The sequence below is a fragment of the Paraburkholderia sp. SOS3 genome (genome assembly GCF_001922345.1).
Classification (GTDB): Bacteria; Pseudomonadota; Gammaproteobacteria; order Burkholderiales; family Burkholderiaceae; genus Paraburkholderia.
Map to the genome: position 1 here is coordinate 2,572,903 of NZ_CP018812.1, position 19,187 is coordinate 2,592,089.

Sequence of the window (19,187 nt, forward strand, 5' to 3'; positions counted from 1 at the left end):
GCCGCGCTCACGCCGCCGCACGCGATAGTTGTGCAATCAACGTTTTGTTGAATGCCGGTATATCGTCGGGCTTGCGGCTCGTGATGAAGTTGCCGTCTTCGACGACTTCCTTGTCGACCCATGTGCCGCCCGCGTTGCGAATATCGTCCTGCAGGCTTGGCCAGCTTGTCACCGTCCGTCCTTTGATGATGCCCGCCGATACCGGTAGCCACGTGCCATGGCAGATCACGGCAATCGGCTTGCGCGCGTGGTCGACGGCTTTTACGAACGCCTGCGCCGCCGGCAGCACGCGAATTGCATCGCCGTTGACGACGCCACCAGGTAGCACGACCGCATCGTAGTCATCGGGCGTCGCCTTCTCGAACGTCAGGTCGACATCGACGGCATCGCCCTTGTCGACGTGCTTGAACCCCTGAATCTTTCCGGGTTTGGCAGAAATTACGTGAACGGTTGCACCGGCTTCGGCGAGCGCGCGGCGTGGCTCGAGCAGTTCTGCCTGCTCGAATCCGTCGACAGCAAGCATCGCGACCTTGCAACCCTTGAGCGAATCAGGTGTGTTGGCCATACATTTCTCTCCTTGAAACAGTCACTCTTCATACGCGGCCATGACGAGCCACAAATCGCGCTCGCCGTCGCGTATCTCCGCTGCGATCGCGTACGGATCGCGTGGCTGGCAGGTCTGCGCGAGTACATGCTGCGCGACCTCGCCGTTGTCGAATACGCGGCCTTCGAGAGGCCGCACTTCGCGCTTGCCTTCAAACATGAACTGATTGCGCCGATATACGAGCGTTTGCGTCTTCCACGTCTCGAAACACTGCCGGACGTGCTGGAAATCGCCGCCGCAAATATTGGCCTGGTAATGAGTTTTCGACTGCATGATCCTCTCCACAATGCTTGAGCGTGCCGCTTGCTGGTGCCGCCTTGCATGCCGTCGGCAACGGCGTCGGTGGATCACCGCGAAGCCGGTACGCGTCCATTGCGCACACGGCGTTGCTGTGGATCGTCACGCACTTGCAGTTGTGATGCACCTGCTGCCATCCGGTTCCCGAGGTTCTTCCCCCGTTTTACTGGCTGGCTCCTGAAGCTGCATCCGTCGAGGCTGCTCCGCTCGCGCCCAACGGTCCGCTGGCCGCGGCCGGGCCGCCCATCGCGCCGCCGCTGCCCGCGGCGGCACCTGTGTCCGCACTGCTGTTATCGGCCTTCTTGCACGCGACCGTGCCGCACGCAAGCATTACGACCGACGCTGCAATGCCGATGCTGCGTAATACACCGTTCATCGAACTGTCCTCCCGTCATCATGAGGGGCCGGCGTCGTCGCCGGCCGGATCTCTGTTTCGTGCCTCATCCGGCCTCTCGTTTCGCGCTGAGCTACTGTCCCTTCGTGTCGCTGCTCGCATTTGCACCCGGCATGTTGGTCGTATCGTTCATCTGCTTCTTCTTGCCCTTGGTCGAGTGGTGTTGCATTTGCGAATGGCTCATGCCGCTCGAACTCGTCGCGTTCTGGCCAGCCTTATTGGCGCCCGTATCGTTGCCCGTCGCCATCCCGGCCCCGCCGCCGCCCGACGAACCGCCGCCCGAGTTACCGCCGCCCCCGCCCGCGCCTTGTGCAAACGCCGCACCGGAGAGCGCGAGAAGAGCCGATACCAGCAGTGTTTTCGTGAATTTCATCCTGAGCTTCATCCTGTTTCTCCCTTGAATTGTTCTGCGGCGGAAGGCCGCAAAGCGATGCGTCACCTGCACTGACAGTTCAGCAAGCCCTGTGCCGCCGCGCCTCGACGACATATGCGCAGCATCCGGGCGATGCCCCTCACGTATGCAATCCGCTACGCACGCGCCGCATGGACCGTTACACTCTGCATGTACCTGCAATTTACGAGCGCGACGTCAGTCTTTCGCGCAGCAACAAATGGCCCGGGCCGCGTTGCGATATCGCAATACATGCCCGAACGACGGTCCATTCACGTGAGGTATCTCATCATGCGCATTACTACGTCGTTTTTGTTCGACCTCGATGGAACGCTGGTCGACAGCGTTTATCAGCACGTGCTCGCGTGGAAGGAAGCGCTCGATAGCGAAGGCATCGAACTCTCCGTGTGGAGGATTCACCGCAAGATCGGCATGAGCGGCGGCCTCTTCACACATCAGTTGCTGCGCGAAACAGGCGGCGCGATCAGCGGCGAGCGCGTCGAGCGCCTGCGTTCGAAACACGCTGACGCATATCGCCGGCTCCATGCACAGGTATGCCCACTGCCCGGCGCGCGCGAGTTGCTCGCCGCGCTCGACGCGAGCGGCACGAAATGGGCGATCGCGACGAGCGGACGCATGGAAACCGCCGCCGTCAACCTGCAGGCGCTCGGCGTCGATCCGGCGAAATCCGTCGTCGTCACGCGCGACGATGTCAAATACGCAAAGCCGGACCCGGACCTCTTTATCGCGGCAGCACACCGGCTCGCGGTGCCGATCGAACAGACGGTCGTGGTTGGCGACAGTATCTGGGACATGCTCGCGGCGCGCCGTTGCCGCGCTCTCGGTGTCGGCCTGCTATCGGGCGGCTACGGGCGCGAAGAGCTCGAACGGGCGGGCGCGCTGCGCGTGTACGAAGATCCTGCCGATCTGCTGCTGCATCTCGACGAAATCGCCGCACGGCCCTGACACTGCGCGCTGCGCACCGACTCGTTCCGCTAAGGAACGCCAGTTGCTGCCACGCTCCATGTCAAAACGTTCGGAGAACCGCGATGAGCACAGGTGCAAACATCGTCGGCAGCGGCCGCGACATGGCAAATGGGCCGGGACCAGAAGTGATGGCCGCCGCCACGCTCGACGGCGATCGTGTCATCAGTTCGGATGGCCATGACATCGGCAAGCTCAAGGACATCATGCTCGACGTTCGCTCGGGACGCGTCGCGTATGCGGTGCTGTCGACCGGCGGCTTTCTTGGCATCGGCGACAAGCTGATGGCCATTCCATGGGGCGCGCTCACGCTCGACACGGACCGCACATGCTTCGTGCTGTCTTTAACCGCCGAGCGCGTGAAAAACGCACCGGGCTTCGACAGGAATCATTGGCCGTCCATGGCGGATGAAACCTGGGCGACGTCGATCCACCAATACTATGGACGCGAGCCGTATTGGGGAAGCGACGCAGGCAGCCGCTATCGTTCGACCGAATTCGACGCCCGTGACGCCGGCGATATTCCGCCCGGTTCGTCGGACGCGCCCGAGGCCGGCGGCGTGAAGCTTTGAGGGAGGACACAGGCCATGACTACGATCCGTTCACGCTCCCCATCGCGCAAATCCACCGCGAAACATCCGTCCGCGCGCAGCAAGGGCGGCCGGCCCGCGCGTCAACGCCATAAGCATGCGGCGCAGCAGGCCAAACCCGCCGCGAACGACAAATCGCGCCGCTGGTCGCACGAGGTGATGGAGCACAGCGACGCGATGGACCTCGAGCGCGACATCTTCAAGACCGGCAATGCACAGGACATCGCCGAATCGCTGAAGCGTTCCTCGACGCACAGCAAACGGCGCAAAGGCACGCCGTTTCAGTCCGCTATGTCGATGCTGAACTTTTATATCAACCGTGCCGGACGGAATCTGCCAAAGAGCCGCCGCGCTACGTTGCAGCAGGCAAAGCGCAAGCTGCGCGAAGCGTTCGGCCGCGAGCCGTGAAAGGCTGCGAGGATAAAAGAGCGAACATCGGTGAACCACGCCGGACAACAAGGGTGATGATAAGGATGCTTAACCGGTCTGCGTGCAACGGCGTGCGTGCAGCGGCCCACGTGCAGGTATGCGATCTTTGCCTGCATGCGCATCAGCGCATATAACACGATGCAACCTTGTCCGCCGCTCATGGCGGCTGTTCCATGGAACGGCGACGGTCGTGAAGACGAAGCATGTGACCGGTGTACGCATCGGCAGCCTCCTGTTACTTTCGAAAACACTCACGATTCATGCGGTCGCCGCTTGCAACAGCAACGCTCCGCTGTCCAATGCGTCGGTCACGTGTACCGGGTCCAGCTTTGCGCCCGTGATCGCACAGAGCGGCAGCACGAACGTCTCGGTGAGTGTTGCGCCGGGCGCATCGGGCAGCTTCGTGCATGCAAGCAGCCCGATTGCGTTGAGCGTCGAGCAGAGTAGCGCTGTCACCAGCAACGGCTCGCTATCGCTGACGGGCGGCGGCGGCACCGGCACGCAACGCGGTGCGGTGCTGCTAGCCGCGGGCAATGGCAATCGGTTGACGAACGGCGCCGGCGCCACGATCGATACGGCAGGCGCCTTCAACGATGCGATGGCCGCGAACGGCAGCGGCAACACGCTGACCAACCTCGGCGCGATCACGACCGCGGGTCCGAACGCCTACGCAATGACGGCGGCGTGGGGACAAACGAATGCCGGCCAGTTGAACAACACGCTCGTCAACGCCGGTCTGGTTAATACATCCGGCACCAACGCGCGCGCGGCATCGATACTCGGCGGCAACGGCACGATCAGCAATAGCGGGACGTTGTCGACCAGCGGTGCGATGAGCCCGACCGCGTATATGCAAGGCAACAACGATCATCTGATCAACACCGGTTCGATCAATGCGACAGGTCAGAGCTCCGACGCGGTGTTTTCGAATACGGCCAGTTCGTCGTTCAATGCGCTGATCGAAAATCGCACCGGCGGTCAGATCGTGTCGCAACACGCGGCAGGCATTCGCACGCTCAACGGCAATTCGACCGTGATCAACGCCGGGCTCGTGCAAAGCGGCATGGGCACCGCTATTTCGATGGGTGGCGGCAACGACGCGCTGATTCTGCAGACCGGCTCGACGATTGTCGGCGGCGCCGATGGCGGTGCTGGCACGAACACCGTGACGCTGCAAGGAAACGGCACCGCGGATAATGCATTCACGAACTTCCAGACGCTGCTCGTGCAAGGCACACTGTGGAACTGGAGCGGCACGGGGACGTTTTCGACGGCGCACGTGCAAAGCGGCACGCTCGCGCTGACCGGCACGCTCAATGCGCCCGCTACGGTCACGGCGACAATCGATGCGGGCGCAACGATCATCGCCGATGCGGGGAATCTGCCGCTTCACGTGGTCGACAACGGTCTTGTGAATTTCGCGCAGGAGGCGGACGGCGTCTATAGCGGGGTGATCGAGGGTGCCGGCGCCGTGCAAAAGAACGGCGCAGGCAGATTGACGCTTGCGCCGTCCGCGACGAGCGGCAATATCTATTCGGGCGGCACGCTGATCGCGGGCGGCGTCGTGGCGATTGCCGCCGACAATGCACTTGGCGCGTCGACGGGCCGCCTCGCATTCGACGGCGGCACGTTGCAGCTGAACCGGAGTCTCGACCTCGCGGCGACACGCACCATGACACTAAGCGCAGCGGGCGGCACGATCGATACGCAGGCATTCGATTCGACGCTCGCCCAGCCCGTGACCGGCAACGGCACGCTGACCAAGACCGGCGCCGGCATGCTGCTGATGAACGGAGTCAGCACCTACAGCGGCGCTACGAACGTGACGGCCGGTACGCTCGCGGTCGGCGACCCGATGCACACGAAGGCCGCACTCGCCGGCGGCGGCGCGATGAACATCGATGCCGGCTCCACAGTGGGCGGCTATGGTTCGATAAACGGTGCCGTGACGAACAACGGCACGCTTGCCGTGGCGAATGCGTTGCCCGCGTTCGCCGCCGCGTCCAACGGCATATTCAATCTGAACGGCGCATTGACGAATGCCGCGCTCGTCCGGATCGGCGGCCCGGCGGGCACGACGCCTGGCAACGTCCTGCGCGTCGCGGGCGACTATGCAGGACGGGACGGCGCGATCGCGCTGAACACGGTCGTCGGCCTCGACGATGCGCCGTCGGACAGGCTCGTCATCGACGGCGGCAGTGCACGCGGTTCGACGGTGCTGCAGGTCGCAAACGCGGGCGGCACGGGCGCACAGACCGCGGTGAACGGCATTCGTGTGGTCGAGGCGGCGAACGGCGCGACGACCGATCCCTCGGCGTTTCACCTGTCCGCGCCGATCAAGGCCGGTGCCTATACGTACTACCTTGCGAAGGGGGGCGTGACGGCTGGTACTGCGAACGACTGGTTCTTGCGCAACACGGTCGCACCGCAGCCGGGGTTGCCGCAGCCTGTTGCGCCATCCGGGCCCGGTGCGCCGCCGTCGCCGCCTCCCTCTCCTTCGGATGTGGTCGCGGTGCCGGTTGCGGCCGCGGGTACGCCGCCCCTGCCGGCGCCGCCGCCCGCCGGATCGGCCCCGATTCCGCTGTACCGTCGCGAAGTGCCGTTGTATGCGGCCATTTCAGGTGTCGCAAGACAGTTGGGCATTTTGCCGATCGAGACGTTTCACGATCGCCAAGGCGATCAGTCTTTGCTCGCCGGCTACGGCGCGCTGCCAGCCGGATGGGCGCGCGCATGGGGCAATCACGGCGTGCTCGCCGAGGACGGCGCCGCAAGCCCGGAATTCGATGGCGCGACATTCGGCGTGCAGGCCGGCCACGATCTGTATGCGGACGCAAACGCGAGCGGCGCGCGAGATCGCTACGGCCTCTTCATCGGATTTGCGCGCGCAACGGGCAGCGTCGATGGCTTCGCACTCGGCGCGCCGAATCTCGATGCCGGACATCTGGCGATCGACGCGTACAACGTCGGCGGCTACTGGACGCACATAAGCGCAAGCGGCTGGTACACCGATATGGTTTTAACGGGCGGCTCGCTTGCCATAAAGACGCAATCGCGCGACGGCACCGATGCGACGACGCACGGGCACGACATCGCCGCATCGGTCGAAGGCGGCTTGCCGTTCGCACTGTATGGCGGCGCGCTCAGCGTCGAACCGCAGGCCCAATTGATCTGGCAACACCTGTCGCTCGCCGATTTCAACGACGGCGTATCGAGCGTCTCGTTTTATAGCGGCAACGCGCTGATCGGACGCCTCGGCATGCGTCTCAAGGGTCGCTTCACCGCAGCAGGCACGCGCATCGAACCCTGGCTGCGCGTGAGCGTGCTGCGCGCATTCGGCAGCGACGATCAGGCAACCTTTGCCGGCAGCACGGAGATCGATACGAAAGTCGGTCAAACCGCCGCGCAGATCGGCGCAGGCATTGCTGCGCAGCTCGCGAAATCGGCTAGCGTCTACGCCACTATCGGCTGGCTCACGAACCTCGGCGGCGCGCATCAACGCACGATCGGCGGCAATGCGGGCGTGCGCTGGACGTGGTGAGCGAGCGCATCCGACAGCTTGTCCGCTTCAGTCCGTCCCCTTACGCCGATACCACCGATGGCACGCGTGCCGAAAACCTGCGAGACTTTCGTCCTGAAGACGCAATCGGGCGGCCTGCCGCCCTCTGGATATGGCTCGCCGCGCCCCCACCTACGGTCGCATGACTTCCGGCTCTTCCTCTGCCGGCGCGCTCGCCGGTTTCCACCCGGTCGTTGCCGGCTGGTTCTCGAAAACCTTCCCCGCTCCGACCGACGCGCAGGCTGCCGCGTGGCCGCTGATCCGGCGCGGCCGGCCGACGCTCGTCGCCGCGCCGACCGGTTCGGGTAAAACGCTTACGGCTTTTTTATCGGCGCTCGACGAGCTCGTGCGCGAAGGGCTCGCTAACGGCGGCGCTTTGCCGGACCAGACACTCGTCGTCTATGTGTCGCCGTTGAAGGCGCTATCGAACGATATCCGTATCAACCTGCAGGCACCGCTGGCCGGCATTGCGCAGGAGCTCGCCGAACGCGGCCTGCCGCCGCTCGAGATTCGCACCGCCGTGCGCACCGGCGACACGACGCAACAGGAGCGCGCCGCGCTGCGCAAACGCGCCGCGCACATTCTCGTCACGACGCCGGAATCGCTGTACGTGCTGCTCGGCTCGGAGTCAGGCCGCGCGATGCTCTCGACCGTGCGCACGGTGATCGTCGATGAAATCCATGCGATGGCGGGCAGCAAGCGCGGCAGCCATCTCGCGCTTACGCTCGAGCGGCTCGATGCGTTGTGCGGTCGCCGTTTGCCGCGCATCGGGCTGTCCGCGACGCAAAAGCCGATCGGCGCCGTCGCGCATTTTCTGGTCGGCGGCGCGAGCGTCGACAGCGATGCGCCCGCGGACTGCGAAATCGTCGACGTGGGCCATGTGCGCGCACGCGACCTTGCGCTCGAAATTCCGCCGGTGCCGCTCGAAGCCGTCATGTCGAACGATGCGTGGGAGCTCGTCTATAACCGGCTCGCCGAACTGGTCGCGTTGCATCGCACGACGCTCGTGTTCGTCAACACGCGGCGCATGGCCGAACGCGCGGCGCGGCATCTGACCGACCGCCTTGGCAAGGACGCGGTCGCCGCGCACCACGGCAGCCTCGCGAAAGAACATCGCTTCGATGCCGAGCAGCGGCTCAAACGCGGCGAATTGCGCGTGCTGATCGCGACCGCTTCGCTTGAACTCGGCATCGATATCGGCGACGTCGAACTCGTTTGCCAGATCGGTTCGCCGCGCGGGATCGCGCCGTTCCTGCAGCGTGTCGGGCGCTCGGGCCATCAGGTGGGCGGCATGCCGAAGGGACGTCTTTTTCCCGTCTCGCGCGACGATCTGATTGAATGCGCGGCGCTGCTCGATTGCGTGCGGCGCGGCGAGCTCGACGCATTGCGGATTCCACGCGCGCCGCTCGACGTGCTCGCGCAGCAGATCGTCGCCGAAGTGAGCAGCCGCGAATGGAGCGAGGATGCGCTCTTCGAGCGGTTTCGCCAGGCGGCGCCGTATGCGGCGCTCGAGCGCGAGCAATTCGATGCGGTGCTCGAGATGCTGGCCGAAGGCTTTACGACGCGCCATGGCACGCGCGCCGCGCATATCCATCGCGATGCGGTGAACGGCACGCTGCGCGGCCGGCGCGGCGGCAAGCTGTATGCGGTCACGTCCGGCGGCACGATTCCGGAAAACGCCGACTACTCGGTGATACTCGAGCCGCAAGGCGTGCAGGTCGGCACGGTCAACGAAGACTTCGCGGTCGAAAGTCTGGCCGGCGATGTCTTTCAGCTCGGCAATGCGTCGTACCGCATCTTGCGAGTCGAGAGCGGCCGTGTGCGCGTCGAAGATGCGCACGGCCAGCCGCCAAGCATTCCGTTCTGGCTCGGCGAAGCGCCGGGGCGCAGCGACGAGCTGTCGTTCGGCGTGGCGCGCTTGCGGCGCGAGATCGAGCGCATGTTGGCGGACGACGATGCGGGCAGTGACGGCGATGCATCCGTGGCTGCGGAGGTCGTTGCACACGCAACGGAATCGAAACCTGCAGCGCGCCGCCGCCCTGCGCGCGATGTGGCGCCCGCAGCGCATGGCGCAATGGATGAAGCGCATCTCGCTGTTCATGAACCGCTTGCGGGAACCGCCGTCGCAGAATGCCTACGCGTGCCCCACGGCATGGAGCGCGGCGCCGGACGCACGATCGAACGCGCAATCGAACGCGCAATCGGGCGGCTCGTCGACGAGATCGGCATCTCAGAGCCCGCGGCACGGCAGATTGTCGAGTATCTTGCGCGCGCGCGCCAGGCGCTGGGCGCCTTGCCGACGCAGGACACGCTCGTCATGGAGCGATTTTTCGACGAATCGGGCGGCACGCAGCTCGTCATTCACTCATTGTTCGGCAGCCGCCTGAACCGCGCATGGGGCCTCGCCCTCAGAAAGCGCTTTTGCCGCACGTTCAATTTCGAACTGCAGGCCGCCGCGACCGAAGACGCGATCATTCTTTCGCTGACCAGCAGCCACAGCTTCGCGCTCGACGAAGTGTGGCGCTATCTGAACTCGAAGAGTGCCGAGCATCTGCTGATTCAGGCCCTGCTCGACGCGCCGCTGTTCAACGTGCGGTGGCGCTGGAACGCGACGACGTCGCTCGCGCTGCCGCGCTATACGGGCGGCCGCAAGACCGCGCCGCAACTGCAGCGCATGCGTAGCGAAGATCTGCTCGCGGCCATCTTTCCCGATCAGGTCGCGTGCGCCGAAAACATCGCGGGCGAGCGCGAGCTGCCGCGCCATCCGCTCGTCGATCAAACCATCGACGACTGCCTGAACGAGGCGATGGATACCGAAGGCTGGCTGCAACTGCTGCGCCGCATCGAGCGCAAGCAGGTGACGCTAATCGCGCGCGACCTGCCCGCGCCGTCCGCGCTCGCCGCCGAGATTCTGACCGCGAAGCCATACGCCTATCTCGACGATGCGCCGATCGAAGAACGCCGCACGCAGGCGGTGCTCAATCGCCGCTGGACCGACCCCACGTCCGCCGACGACCTGGGCGCACTCGACGCCGACGCAATTGCGAGCGTGCGCGAACAAGCGTGGCCGCAAGTGCGCAGTGCGGACGAAATGCACGAGGCGCTGAACACGCTCGCGTGCATCACCGCCGCCGAGGCGCAGCAGAACGAGGGATGGCCGGCGTGGCTCGCGACGCTTGCGCAGTCGGGCCACGCGACGCGGCTCGCCATCGCGCCGCACGACGCGCTGTGGGTACCCGTCGAACGCCTGAGCTGCGTGCGCGCACTCTACCCCGACGCGCCGTTCGAACCGAAGCTGCGCGTGCCGAAGGCGTACGCCGATGCATGGAACGAAGACGACGCGCTCGTCGAAGTCGTCCGCGCGCGGCTCTCGGGGTTCGGTCCACTGCCGCTGCCCGCGCTCGCGCGTGCGCTTGCGCTGCCTGCATCGGCCGTCGCGCAGGCGCTCGCGCGTCTCGAAGCGCAAGGCTATGTGATGCGAGGCCGCTTTACGCCGGGCCTCGCGCCGGACGCGGCCGATGAAGAATGGTGCGAGCGCCATCTGCTCGCGCGCATTCATCGCTACACGGTGCGCAAGCTCAGGCGCGAGATCGAACCCGTCGAGCGCCATGACTTCATGCGCTTCCTGTTCGCGTGGCAACGCGTGACGCCGGAGACGCGCGGTACGGGCCGCGACGCGCTCGCAGCCGTGCTCGATCAGATGGAAGGCTTCGAAGCCGGCGCCGCCGCGTGGGAAGAAGACATCCTGCCCGCGCGCATGAACGACTACTCGCCGATGCTGCTCGATGAACTGTGCCGCGCGGGCAAGATCGTATGGACACGCTTGACCGAGCGTTCGCGCACGACGAGCGCGCCTGTGCGCAGCACGCCTGTCGTACTGTTGCCGCGACGCCATCTCAATGCGTGGCAGGCGTTGTTCGATTCTCACGCGCAGCTTGAGCTCTCGTCGCGCGCGCAGCTCGTGTACGAAGCGTTGGCCAGTCACGGCGCGATGTTTTTCGACGAACTCGTGGCCGATGCGCATCTGCTTCCAGTGGAACTCGAAAATGCACTCGGCGAACTGGTCGCGGCGGGCCTCGTGCATTCCGATAGTTTTGCCGGCTTGCGCGCGCTGCTCAAGCCCGCGTCCGCCAAACGCAGTGCGTTTCATCACGGCCGGCGCCGCGCGGCGATGCCGCTGATCGGCGGGATGGACGATGCGGGGCGCTGGGCGCTCGTGCAGCGACGCAAGGCGCCGGTTTCCGATGCGGCGGCAACCGTTGCGAGCGCAACGACGGCGCGGTCGTCGGCGGCCTCGGGTGTCGGCGCCGCCTCTTCCGCGCGCCGCGCACCTTTCCCGTCCGACGTCGTCGAGCACATCGCGCTGACGCTGCTGCGCCGCTATGGCGTCGTGTTCTGGCGGCTGCTCGAACGCGAAGCGCAATGGCTGCCGCCGTGGCGCGACCTGCTGCGTGTCTATCAACGGCTCGAAGCACGCGGCCAGGTGCGCGGCGGACGCTTCGTGAACGGGCTGTCGGGCGAGCAGTTCGCGCTGCCGGAAGCGATTCCAGTGCTGCGCGAAGCGCGCCGGCGCAGGCAGGACGCATCCGATCGGCACGACGCTGGCAACCACGCCTTCGTTTGCATTGCCGCTACCGATCCGCTCAATCTGGTCGGTACGCTGCTGCCCGGCGACAAGGTGCCGGCCATCGCCGGCAACCGCGTGCTGTTTCGAGACGGCGTGCCGGTCGCCACGCTAGCCGCCAACGCATTCAACTACCTCGAAGAAACGGATGCGGCCGCGCGCGAACAGATGCGCGCGTGCCTTGCGCGGCGCCGCTGAACTCGCAGATACGCAGGCGCGTCGCCTCTCGGCGGCCTGTTTCAGGTAGCCAGTGCGCATATTCAGGATTCGTGGCGCAATCAAGAATCGGCCGACGTCTGTCTCGGCGCAACATCGTTGGCTATTGCTATTAAGAATGTTCTGCGCTACACCGTTAACCTGTTCGGAGCCCGAAATCCGTGCTTCCTTCGCTACAATGGGGACCGCTTTCCGCACGCCGACCGTCTGCCATCGCCCGCTCGAGTCCGTTTTTTGCTGGTTACGTTGTACCGGCGCGAGGACAGCTGGCAATTTTTGCCCGGATACCCTCATTCATGAACGACGACCAATACGATCAGGTACACCAGGCGCTGTACGCACGGTTCGGTACCCATAGTCCATGCTGGCGCCTGTCGAGCGACAGCAATGCGCTCGAATTGTCGCCCGTTACAGGCGATGGCCCTGCCACGGCCGCCGTCGCGCTTAGCGCGCAACAGGCCGCGCAGATTCGCAGGCTGACCGGCGTCACGTCGCACCTGACGCTCGAAGTGCGTCTCTATGGCGAACCGTTGCGTCTGCATCTGGTTGGGAAAAAGCTCAATAGCAGCACATGGGCCGGGACCGCCTCCGAATACGACGATACGGAATCGGTTGCGCGCGATCTCGTCCATGGGCTCTCGTTTGCCGAACAGGTCGTCTCCGAAGTGAACTCGGTGGTCGTGATCGTCGACCGCAACGGCCGTATCCAGCGCTTCAATCGCCTTGCCGAAGAGCTGACAGGCATGAAGGAAGAAGACGTCATCGGGCGCAGTGTATGGGCGCTGTTCATGTCGTCGGAAGCCGGCGCGGCGTCGAGCCAGAATATCTCGGGCTTCTTCAATCGCGGCGTCTCCTATGAAGTCGAGCGGCTCGTGCGCACCGTGCACGGCGAGCGGCTCTTCCTGTTTCGCAACAAGTTCGTGCAAAGCGGCAGCGGCATGGACGAGCAGTTCCTGATCTGTTCGGGAACCGACATCACCGAAGAACGCCGCGCGCAGGAGCGTCTGTCGGAACTCGCGAACACCGATTCGCTGACCGGCCTGCCGAACCGCAACGCGATTCAGGACAAGATCCGCATGGCCATCGCGAGTGCGGCGGCCGACACCTCGGTCGGCATCCTGTTTCTCGATCTCGACAACTTCAAGAAGGTCAACGATCACTACGGGCACGTGTTCGGCGACCGGCTGATTCAGGACGTGTCGGCCACCGTGCGCGATTGCCTCGATGAAGGCGACACGCTTGCGCGTCTGGGCGGCGATGAATTCATCGTGCTGTCGTCGCCGGCGACCGCCGCGTCGCTCGAGGCAACCGCGCAGCGCATTCTCGAACGCTTGCGCACGCCGTTCAGTCTCGGGCTCGTCGAGGTCTACACCGGTTGCTCGATCGGCATCGCGCTCTTCCCCGAGCATGGCGACAGCCTCGAATCGCTGGTCCGCGCGGCCGATACGGCGATGTACGTTGCAAAGGACGGCGGCAAGCGTACCTATCGCGTGTTCTCGCCGGAAATGAACCGCAAGGTCGCCGAGTATATGTGGCTCGATACGAACTTGCGGCGCGGCCTCGACGAAGGACAGCTCACGCTGCACTATCAGCCGAAGCTATCGCTCGCAACAGGCGCCGTGTGCGGCGTCGAGGCGCTCGTGCGCTGGAACTCGCCCGAGCGCGGGCAGATCATGCCGGGCGAGTTCATTCGCTATGCGGAGGAATCCGGCCTGATCGGTCCGCTCGGCCGCTGGGTCATGCAGACCGCGGCCGCGCAGGCCGCGCAATGGAAAGCGCGCGGTCTCACGCTGCGCGTGGCGATCAACGTGTCGGCGCGGCAGCTCGTCGATACCGCAGTGGTCCGTCATTTCCGCGAGGCGCTGCAATGCGCGAACCTCGATCCGTGCCTCGTCGATCTCGAACTCACCGAGAGCTGTCTGATCGAAGACGAAGCCGCGGCAATCGACCTCATCACGCAATTCCGCGAACTCGGCGCGCAAGTGCACCTCGACGACTTCGGCACGGGCTATTCGTCTCTTTCGCAACTCGGCCGCATTCCGCTCGATGTAATCAAGCTCGACCGCAGCTTCGTGTGCTCGATCAACACGGACAGGAAAGCACAGGCGCTCGTGCGCTCGATGGTAGCGGTCGCTCAGGCGCTGCAACTGCAGGTGGTCGCCGAAGGTATCGAGACCGAAGCCGAAGAACTCTTTATGAAAGGCCTCGGCGTCGAATACGTGCAGGGCTATCTGTACAGTCAGCCGATGCCGGCTGCTGAATTCGAACAATGGCTGGTCGACCGGCAGAAGGTCCGGCTGATCGCCTGAACGGCGCAATCCGTGCGACCTGCAAGACCCTCTGCCAACTCCCCTCAAACGAGCCAGGCCAAGCGCATCAGGCAACGTTCGCGTTGTGATGACGCAAGTTACCCGTGCGGCGGTTCTGCAGCATCACGAGCCGTTCCATGAACGCGAGATCCTTCTCCTCGATCGTGAACGCGGCCTCGACCCAGTCTTCGGTGATTTCCATCAGCTCCGAGCGCGAAAGCTGCAGCACGCGCTGCCGTGCGCGCACCATTGCGCGGATGCCGTTCAGTTTCGGCCGCAGCGTGTCGATGAAGGTTCGCGTCGCGATGTACGCATCGCCCGGTTCGAACAGGTGATCGACCAGTCCTTTCGCCGCGTGCCATTCGGCCGTGTGCGATTCGCCGCCGCCGATCAGCTCTTCGGCCAGACGCATGCCGGCGCGCCGCGCGACGAGCGAATAGCCGCCCATGCCCGGAAACAGATTGAACGCGATCTCGGGGAAGCCCATTCTCGCGTCGTTCTGCGCGAGCAAGAAATGATGCGCGAGCGCCGCCTCGAATCCGCCGCCTAGCGCCGTACCCTCGATCATCGCGATCGAGATCGCGCCTGTATCGAAACCGCGCGCCGCCGCATGCACGCAATCGACACAGGCGCGCGCGTAGGCCATCAGCTCCTGGCGCCGGCCAGCGCGAATCGCTTCGGCGAAAAAACTCAGGTCGCCACCGACGTTGAACATGGTTGGGATGACCGAGCCCGTCACCCAGAAATCGATCGGCAGCCCTGATTCCTGCGCGGCGCGCGCGAGGCTCAGGATGTCGTGCACGAGTTCCAGGTTGAAGCATGGCCGTGGTTGAGCCCGCAGCATCATCCACATGATGTTGCGTTCTTCTTCGTAAAAAGCCGAGATTTGTGAAAGACTGCCCGCTTCAACGAACGGACGGCATGCGTGATGGCTATTCAGGTTCATTTCCAGTGGTCCTTTTAGGTTATAAAACGTCGGAAGAGCTATACGAGCCTAAAACAGACCACAATCCCGCGAGAGCGGCTGGCTAACACTTCAGCACAATTAATGGAGTGCGCGCGTCAGACCGGCCAGCGCGACTTTGCGGTAACTCGTACCGACATTCCGTGACGCAAACGATTGCGGGGGAGCACGTACAGCGAACTACCCGATCAGGCCCGCCGCGGCATGGATGGGCGTAACGCCATTAGAACCTTTGCTTCAATTTTTCTGTGGAAATTTCATTCCGTTTATGCAATGCGAAGCGGATATATTCCCGGTGCATTTTTATTCGAATTACCGGAAAGAAATGAATAGCGCCGGGTGGCCGGCGCGAGGGGCCGCGAGAGGAACGACGGCCGCGGCAAGGCACGGCCGGGGACACGACATTTCGGTGTACGTGGCGACGATGCACGTACTCCGTGCATGATCGCGTGCGATCAGGAGACCCGAGCGTTCACGGCGCGGCCGCGATCACTTCGGCCACGCAAGCCGTGAGCTTCTTGCCGTACGGTACGTGCAGGAACTCGTTGGGGCCGTGCGCATTCGACTTCGGTCCGAGCACGCCGCACACCATGAACTGCGACTGCGGAAAGCCCGCTTTCAATACGTTCATCAACGGGATCGTGCCGCCCTGGCCGATATAGGCACAGTCGGCGCCGAAGTGCTGGCGCGATGCGTCGTTCAATGCGGCGCCGAGCCAGCTTGCGACATCCGGAGCGTTCCAGCCGGTCGCCGCGCCGCTGTCGGGCTTGAACGTGACTTTCGCGTTGTAAGGCGGATCGAGTTCGAGCAACGCTTGCAATTCATTGACAGCGTTGCTGGCGTCGACGAGCGGCGGCAGCCGCAGCGACAGCTTGAACGCGGTGCGCGGGCGCAGTACGTTGCCCGCGTCGGCGAGCGACGGCAGGCCGGACGCACCGGTCACCGCAAGCGACGGGCGCCACGTCGAATTGAGCAGCGCGTCTTTCGGGTCGGTGGTGGTCGGCAGCACTTGCCGGCCGTCCTGACCGCACGCCCAGGGCATTTTCTTCCACACGTCGTCGCCGAGTATCGTCGCGGTCGCTTCGGCTTCGCGCAGACGCTCGGGCGGTATCGGGCAATGAAAACCCTTTGGCAGCAGATTGCCCGTCGATGCGTCTTCGAGCCGCTCGAACAGTTGGCGCATGATGCGGAAGCTCGAAGGCGCAATACCGCCGTAGGAGCCCGAATGAATGCCCTCGTCGAGCACCTGCACCTCGAGGTCGCCCGAAACGAGGCCGCGCAGCGACGTGGTGAGCCAGAGCTGGTCGTAATTGCCCGCGCCCGAATCAAGGCACACGACGAGGCCGACTTTGCCGAGCCGGTCGCGCAGTGCATCGACATACGGCAGCAGGTCGTAACTGCCCGACTCCTCGCAGGTTTCGATGAGCCCGACGCAGCGCGGCCGTTCGACGCCTTGCGCATCGAGAGCCGCGAGCGCGGTGACGCTCGCGTAGATCGCGTAGCCGTCGTCGGCGCCACCGCGGCCATAGAGCTTGCCGTCTTCGAGCTTCGGCACCCACGGGCCGAGGTCGTTGCGCCAGCCCGCGAATTCCGGCTGCTTGTCGAGATGCCCATACAACACGATGGTTTCGGTGCTGCCCGGGCGCGTTGCAGGCGATTCGAAGAAGATCACCGGCGTGCGGCCCGGCAGCCGCACCACTTCGAGCTTCAGACCGCGCACCGGCTGCGTTTCGGCCCACTTCGCCGCTTCGGTGACGACGCGCTCGATATAGCCGTGCTTCTGCCAGTCGGGATCGAACGCCGGGCTTTTGGCCGGGACGGCGATGTAGTCGGTCAGCGCGGGCACGATCTCGTCGTTCCATTTGCGCTCGACGAAATCGCGCAGCGTGGTGGGGTCAAGTTTCGATTGCGTGGTGGCGTCGGAAATCATCGCGGCATGTCCGGTCGGTGAAAGAACACATGATAGTCCCGATCATGCGCGGCGCAGCGAAGGGCGCGTCGCCGCGCGCCGCATGCGGCGCGGTGTGGCTGTGCGCTGCGCGTGCGCAGCGTTCGCGCGACAATGGTGCATTCGTCATGCATCGCCCCCTTGGCAATCTCATGGAGAATCTCGTTATACAAGGCGTCGCGGCTATCGCCGCGCTCGGAGTCTATTTCCTGCCGTCGATCATCGCCGACCGGCGCAAACGCTACGATCTGCTGACTATCGCGCTCTTCAACGCCGTGGTCGGCTGGACCGTGTTCGGCTGGCTGCTTGCGCTTTACTGGGCGCTACAGCCGAATCCGCCGAAAAACGTGGCTGGCGAAATCGTAAAGTCGCGCAAGATCGTGAGCATGCGCAAGTTTTCGACGATGCTCGCCGATCGCGTGCGCCTGCGCTCGTCGCGCACCAAGGCGCGCGAGCGTTCGTCGAAGTGAAGTGGGAAAAGTGAGGGCCGGCCGCCGGCCCTGCTGTCGGGCTGACATACCGCTGAATAGGCCTCCTGTCGACACGCGCAAGGGGCCGCGCAACAGCTGTTGTCATGGGATAATCTTGTGGTTCGCGCGACTGGCGCTACGAGATGGATCACCATCGGGGAACGCGAACCGCACTCCGCCGCTGGCCGGAATCGCGAATCGCCGCGCGCCTGGGCATTGCCTCGATCTTGTCACGGAGACATGCAATGCCCGAACACACCTCTCTTCTCGCTTTCGGCCTCGTCGCACTGGGCATGGCACTGACGCCCGGCCCGAATATGGTTTACCTCGTCTCGCGCTCGATCTGCCAGGGACGCACGGCGGGGCTGATTTCCCTCGGCGGCGTCGCGCTCGGTTTCGTCGTCTATATGTTGTCTGCGGCCTTCGGCATTACTGCGCTGCTGCTTGCCGTGCCTTTCGCGTACGATGCGCTGCGCTTCGGCGGTGCGCTTTATCTGTTGTGGCTCGCATGGCAAGCAGTAAAGCCCGGCGGACGTTCGCCGTTTCAGGTGCGCGCACTGCCCGCTGACAGCCGGGGCAAGCTGTTTGCGATGGGCTTCGTGACCAATCTGCTGAACCCGAAAATCGCGGTGCTATACCTGTCGCTGCTGCCGCAGTTCATCGATCCGCTACACGGCAGCGTGCTCGGCCAGTCGCTCGCGCTGGGCTTCGTGCAGATTGCGCTTAGCATGTGCGTGAACGCGGCGGTCGCGATGACCGCGGGCTCGATTGCCGGGTTTCTTGCGCGCCGGCCGACATGGCTTGTGGTCCAACGCTGGATGATGGGCACGGTGCTGACGGGTCTGGCCGTGCGAATGGCCATGGACGCGCGGCGCTAGAGCGTATCCAGGCCGTTTATCGACAGGCGCGCTCAGGGAAGCGCACCTCGTTTGCCTCGCTCACGGAAGCACGACCCGAATGAACTTGTGCAGTTGCACCGAGCCCGCCGGAATCGAGCGCGGCTCGCAACGCACGTTCTCGTAATCGAAAATGTCCTGGCGTAATTCGCCGTGCTCGTCGAACCACTGGCAGACAAGCCGGTCGGCCGCCGAACCGGCCACCGGCCCTGCGTAAGTGACCGTCATGCGCGGGCCGCCGGCCTTGAGCGTGACAACATCGCCAACGTTGAATTGGTCGGCACGCGTCGTATCGAATGGTTTGAGAGTAGCAGTCAGCATGATGTCCCCGTTATAAGCGTAAGCGTCGAGCCGTCTGATCAAACACTGCCGTAAACGCACTACCGTCGAATCAATTGAAAGTGCCGCAAGATTATCAATCGGATTTTCCGCAAGCAAGCTTTTTCTAAAAAGATACCGAGGCCCGTGCTAATTAAGTGACCTTATAAAATATTTTAGAACGAATGTTCAGCATG

At 64.2% G+C, this 19,187-nt stretch carries 15 protein-coding genes and 1 riboswitch; of the genes, 8 read left to right on the forward strand and 7 right to left on the reverse strand.

What is annotated here, in order from left to right; all coding sequences use genetic code 11:
- Window positions 1-7: 7 nt before the first annotated feature.
- The 4 genes from BTO02_RS31495 to BTO02_RS31510 form a co-directional block, all read right to left on the reverse strand.
- Window positions 8-565 (reverse strand): type 1 glutamine amidotransferase domain-containing protein, encoded by a 558-nt coding sequence (locus BTO02_RS31495; RefSeq protein WP_075160895.1) that lies wholly within the window; start codon window positions 563-565, stop codon window positions 8-10.
- Between the two features lie 21 nt (window positions 566-586).
- The gene (locus BTO02_RS31500) at window positions 587-877 is read right to left on the reverse strand and encodes a hypothetical protein (protein WP_075160896.1); all 291 of its coding nucleotides are present in this window, start codon (window positions 875-877) and stop codon (window positions 587-589) included.
- A gap of 187 nt (window positions 878-1,064) precedes the next feature.
- Window positions 1,065-1,277: a hypothetical protein gene (locus tag BTO02_RS31505; RefSeq protein ID WP_075160897.1), complete on the reverse strand. Its 213-nt coding sequence runs from the start codon at window positions 1,275-1,277 to the stop codon at window positions 1,065-1,067.
- A 91-nt stretch (window positions 1,278-1,368) separates the two neighbouring features.
- Entirely contained in the window at window positions 1,369-1,668 is a 300-nt protein-coding gene (locus BTO02_RS31510) for a hypothetical protein (protein ID WP_075161573.1), read from the reverse strand.
- Between the two features lie 309 nt (window positions 1,669-1,977).
- Between BTO02_RS31510 and BTO02_RS31515 the strand changes: the two genes are divergently transcribed.
- The 6 genes from BTO02_RS31515 to pdeR all read left to right on the forward strand — a co-directional run bounded on the left by BTO02_RS31515 (window position 1,978) and on the right by pdeR (window position 14,394).
- Window positions 1,978-2,652, forward strand: a complete 675-nt coding sequence (locus tag BTO02_RS31515; RefSeq protein WP_075161574.1) for an HAD family hydrolase — start codon at window positions 1,978-1,980, stop codon at window positions 2,650-2,652.
- 83 nt (window positions 2,653-2,735) lie between these two features.
- A complete protein-coding gene (locus BTO02_RS31520) occupies window positions 2,736-3,242 on the forward strand; it encodes a PRC-barrel domain-containing protein (protein ID WP_075160898.1) in 507 nt (168 codons plus the stop codon).
- 15 nt (window positions 3,243-3,257) lie between these two features.
- A complete protein-coding gene (locus tag BTO02_RS31525) occupies window positions 3,258-3,668 on the forward strand; it encodes a DUF3175 domain-containing protein (protein WP_075160899.1) in 411 nt (136 codons plus the stop codon).
- Window positions 3,669-3,879: 211 nt separating this feature from the next.
- Window positions 3,880-7,227: an autotransporter outer membrane beta-barrel domain-containing protein gene (locus BTO02_RS31530; RefSeq protein WP_232243600.1), complete on the forward strand. Its 3,348-nt coding sequence runs from the start codon at window positions 3,880-3,882 to the stop codon at window positions 7,225-7,227.
- A 130-nt stretch (window positions 7,228-7,357) separates the two neighbouring features.
- On the forward strand, window positions 7,358-12,067 hold the full coding sequence (locus BTO02_RS31535; RefSeq protein ID WP_075160900.1) for a DEAD/DEAH box helicase: 4,710 nt from the start codon (window positions 7,358-7,360) through the stop codon (window positions 12,065-12,067).
- A gap of 314 nt (window positions 12,068-12,381) precedes the next feature.
- On the forward strand, window positions 12,382-14,394 hold the full coding sequence (pdeR, locus tag BTO02_RS31540) for a cyclic di-GMP phosphodiesterase (RefSeq protein ID WP_075160901.1): 2,013 nt from the start codon (window positions 12,382-12,384) through the stop codon (window positions 14,392-14,394).
- Window positions 14,395-14,461: 67 nt separating this feature from the next.
- On the opposite strand, the gene BTO02_RS31545 is transcribed toward pdeR, so the two are convergent.
- Complete coding sequence (locus BTO02_RS31545) at window positions 14,462-15,340, reverse strand: crotonase/enoyl-CoA hydratase family protein (RefSeq protein ID WP_075160902.1); 879 nt, start codon at window positions 15,338-15,340, stop codon at window positions 14,462-14,464.
- A gap of 490 nt (window positions 15,341-15,830) precedes the next feature.
- Entirely contained in the window at window positions 15,831-17,288 is a 1,458-nt protein-coding gene (locus tag BTO02_RS31550) for a M20 family metallopeptidase (protein ID WP_075160903.1), read from the reverse strand.
- A 170-nt stretch (window positions 17,289-17,458) separates the two neighbouring features.
- On the opposite strand from BTO02_RS31550, the gene BTO02_RS31555 reads away from it, so the two are divergent.
- On the forward strand, window positions 17,459-17,776 hold the full coding sequence (locus BTO02_RS31555; protein ID WP_075161576.1) for a superinfection immunity protein: 318 nt from the start codon (window positions 17,459-17,461) through the stop codon (window positions 17,774-17,776).
- A 116-nt stretch (window positions 17,777-17,892) separates the two neighbouring features.
- Window positions 17,893-17,998: riboswitch (ZMP/ZTP riboswitch) on the forward strand.
- Between the two features lie 23 nt (window positions 17,999-18,021).
- Window positions 18,022-18,654 (forward strand): LysE family translocator, encoded by a 633-nt coding sequence (locus BTO02_RS31560; RefSeq protein WP_075160904.1) that lies wholly within the window; start codon window positions 18,022-18,024, stop codon window positions 18,652-18,654.
- A gap of 60 nt (window positions 18,655-18,714) precedes the next feature.
- On the opposite strand, the gene BTO02_RS31565 is transcribed toward BTO02_RS31560, so the two are convergent.
- Window positions 18,715-18,993 (reverse strand): YodC family protein, encoded by a 279-nt coding sequence (locus BTO02_RS31565; protein WP_075161577.1) that lies wholly within the window; start codon window positions 18,991-18,993, stop codon window positions 18,715-18,717.
- Between the last annotated feature and the right edge of the window lie 194 nt (window positions 18,994-19,187).

Bases quoted from the DNA above. Each gene is read 5' to 3' on its own strand.
- BTO02_RS31495 (WP_075160895.1), bottom strand. From the start codon at position 565: ATGGCCAACACACCTGATTCGCTCAAGGGTTGCAAGGTCGCGATGCTT.
- BTO02_RS31500 (WP_075160896.1), bottom strand. From the start codon at position 877: ATGCAGTCGAAAACTCATTACCAGGCCAATATTTGCGGCGGCGATTTC.
- BTO02_RS31505 (WP_075160897.1), bottom strand. From the start codon at position 1,277: ATGAACGGTGTATTACGCAGCATCGGCATTGCAGCGTCGGTCGTAATG.
- BTO02_RS31510 (WP_075161573.1), bottom strand. From the start codon at position 1,668: ATGAAATTCACGAAAACACTGCTGGTATCGGCTCTTCTCGCGCTCTCC.
- BTO02_RS31515 (WP_075161574.1), top strand. From the start codon at position 1,978: ATGCGCATTACTACGTCGTTTTTGTTCGACCTCGATGGAACGCTGGTC.
- BTO02_RS31520 (WP_075160898.1), top strand. From the start codon at position 2,736: ATGAGCACAGGTGCAAACATCGTCGGCAGCGGCCGCGACATGGCAAAT.
- BTO02_RS31525 (WP_075160899.1), top strand. From the start codon at position 3,258: ATGACTACGATCCGTTCACGCTCCCCATCGCGCAAATCCACCGCGAAA.
- BTO02_RS31535 (WP_075160900.1), top strand. From the start codon at position 7,358: ATGGCTCGCCGCGCCCCCACCTACGGTCGCATGACTTCCGGCTCTTCC.
- pdeR (WP_075160901.1), top strand. From the start codon at position 12,382: ATGAACGACGACCAATACGATCAGGTACACCAGGCGCTGTACGCACGG.
- BTO02_RS31545 (WP_075160902.1), bottom strand. From the start codon at position 15,340: ATGAACCTGAATAGCCATCACGCATGCCGTCCGTTCGTTGAAGCGGGC.
- BTO02_RS31550 (WP_075160903.1), bottom strand. From the start codon at position 17,288: ATGATTTCCGACGCCACCACGCAATCGAAACTTGACCCCACCACGCTG.
- BTO02_RS31555 (WP_075161576.1), top strand. From the start codon at position 17,459: ATGGAGAATCTCGTTATACAAGGCGTCGCGGCTATCGCCGCGCTCGGA.
- BTO02_RS31560 (WP_075160904.1), top strand. From the start codon at position 18,022: ATGCCCGAACACACCTCTCTTCTCGCTTTCGGCCTCGTCGCACTGGGC.
- BTO02_RS31565 (WP_075161577.1), bottom strand. From the start codon at position 18,993: ATGCTGACTGCTACTCTCAAACCATTCGATACGACGCGTGCCGACCAA.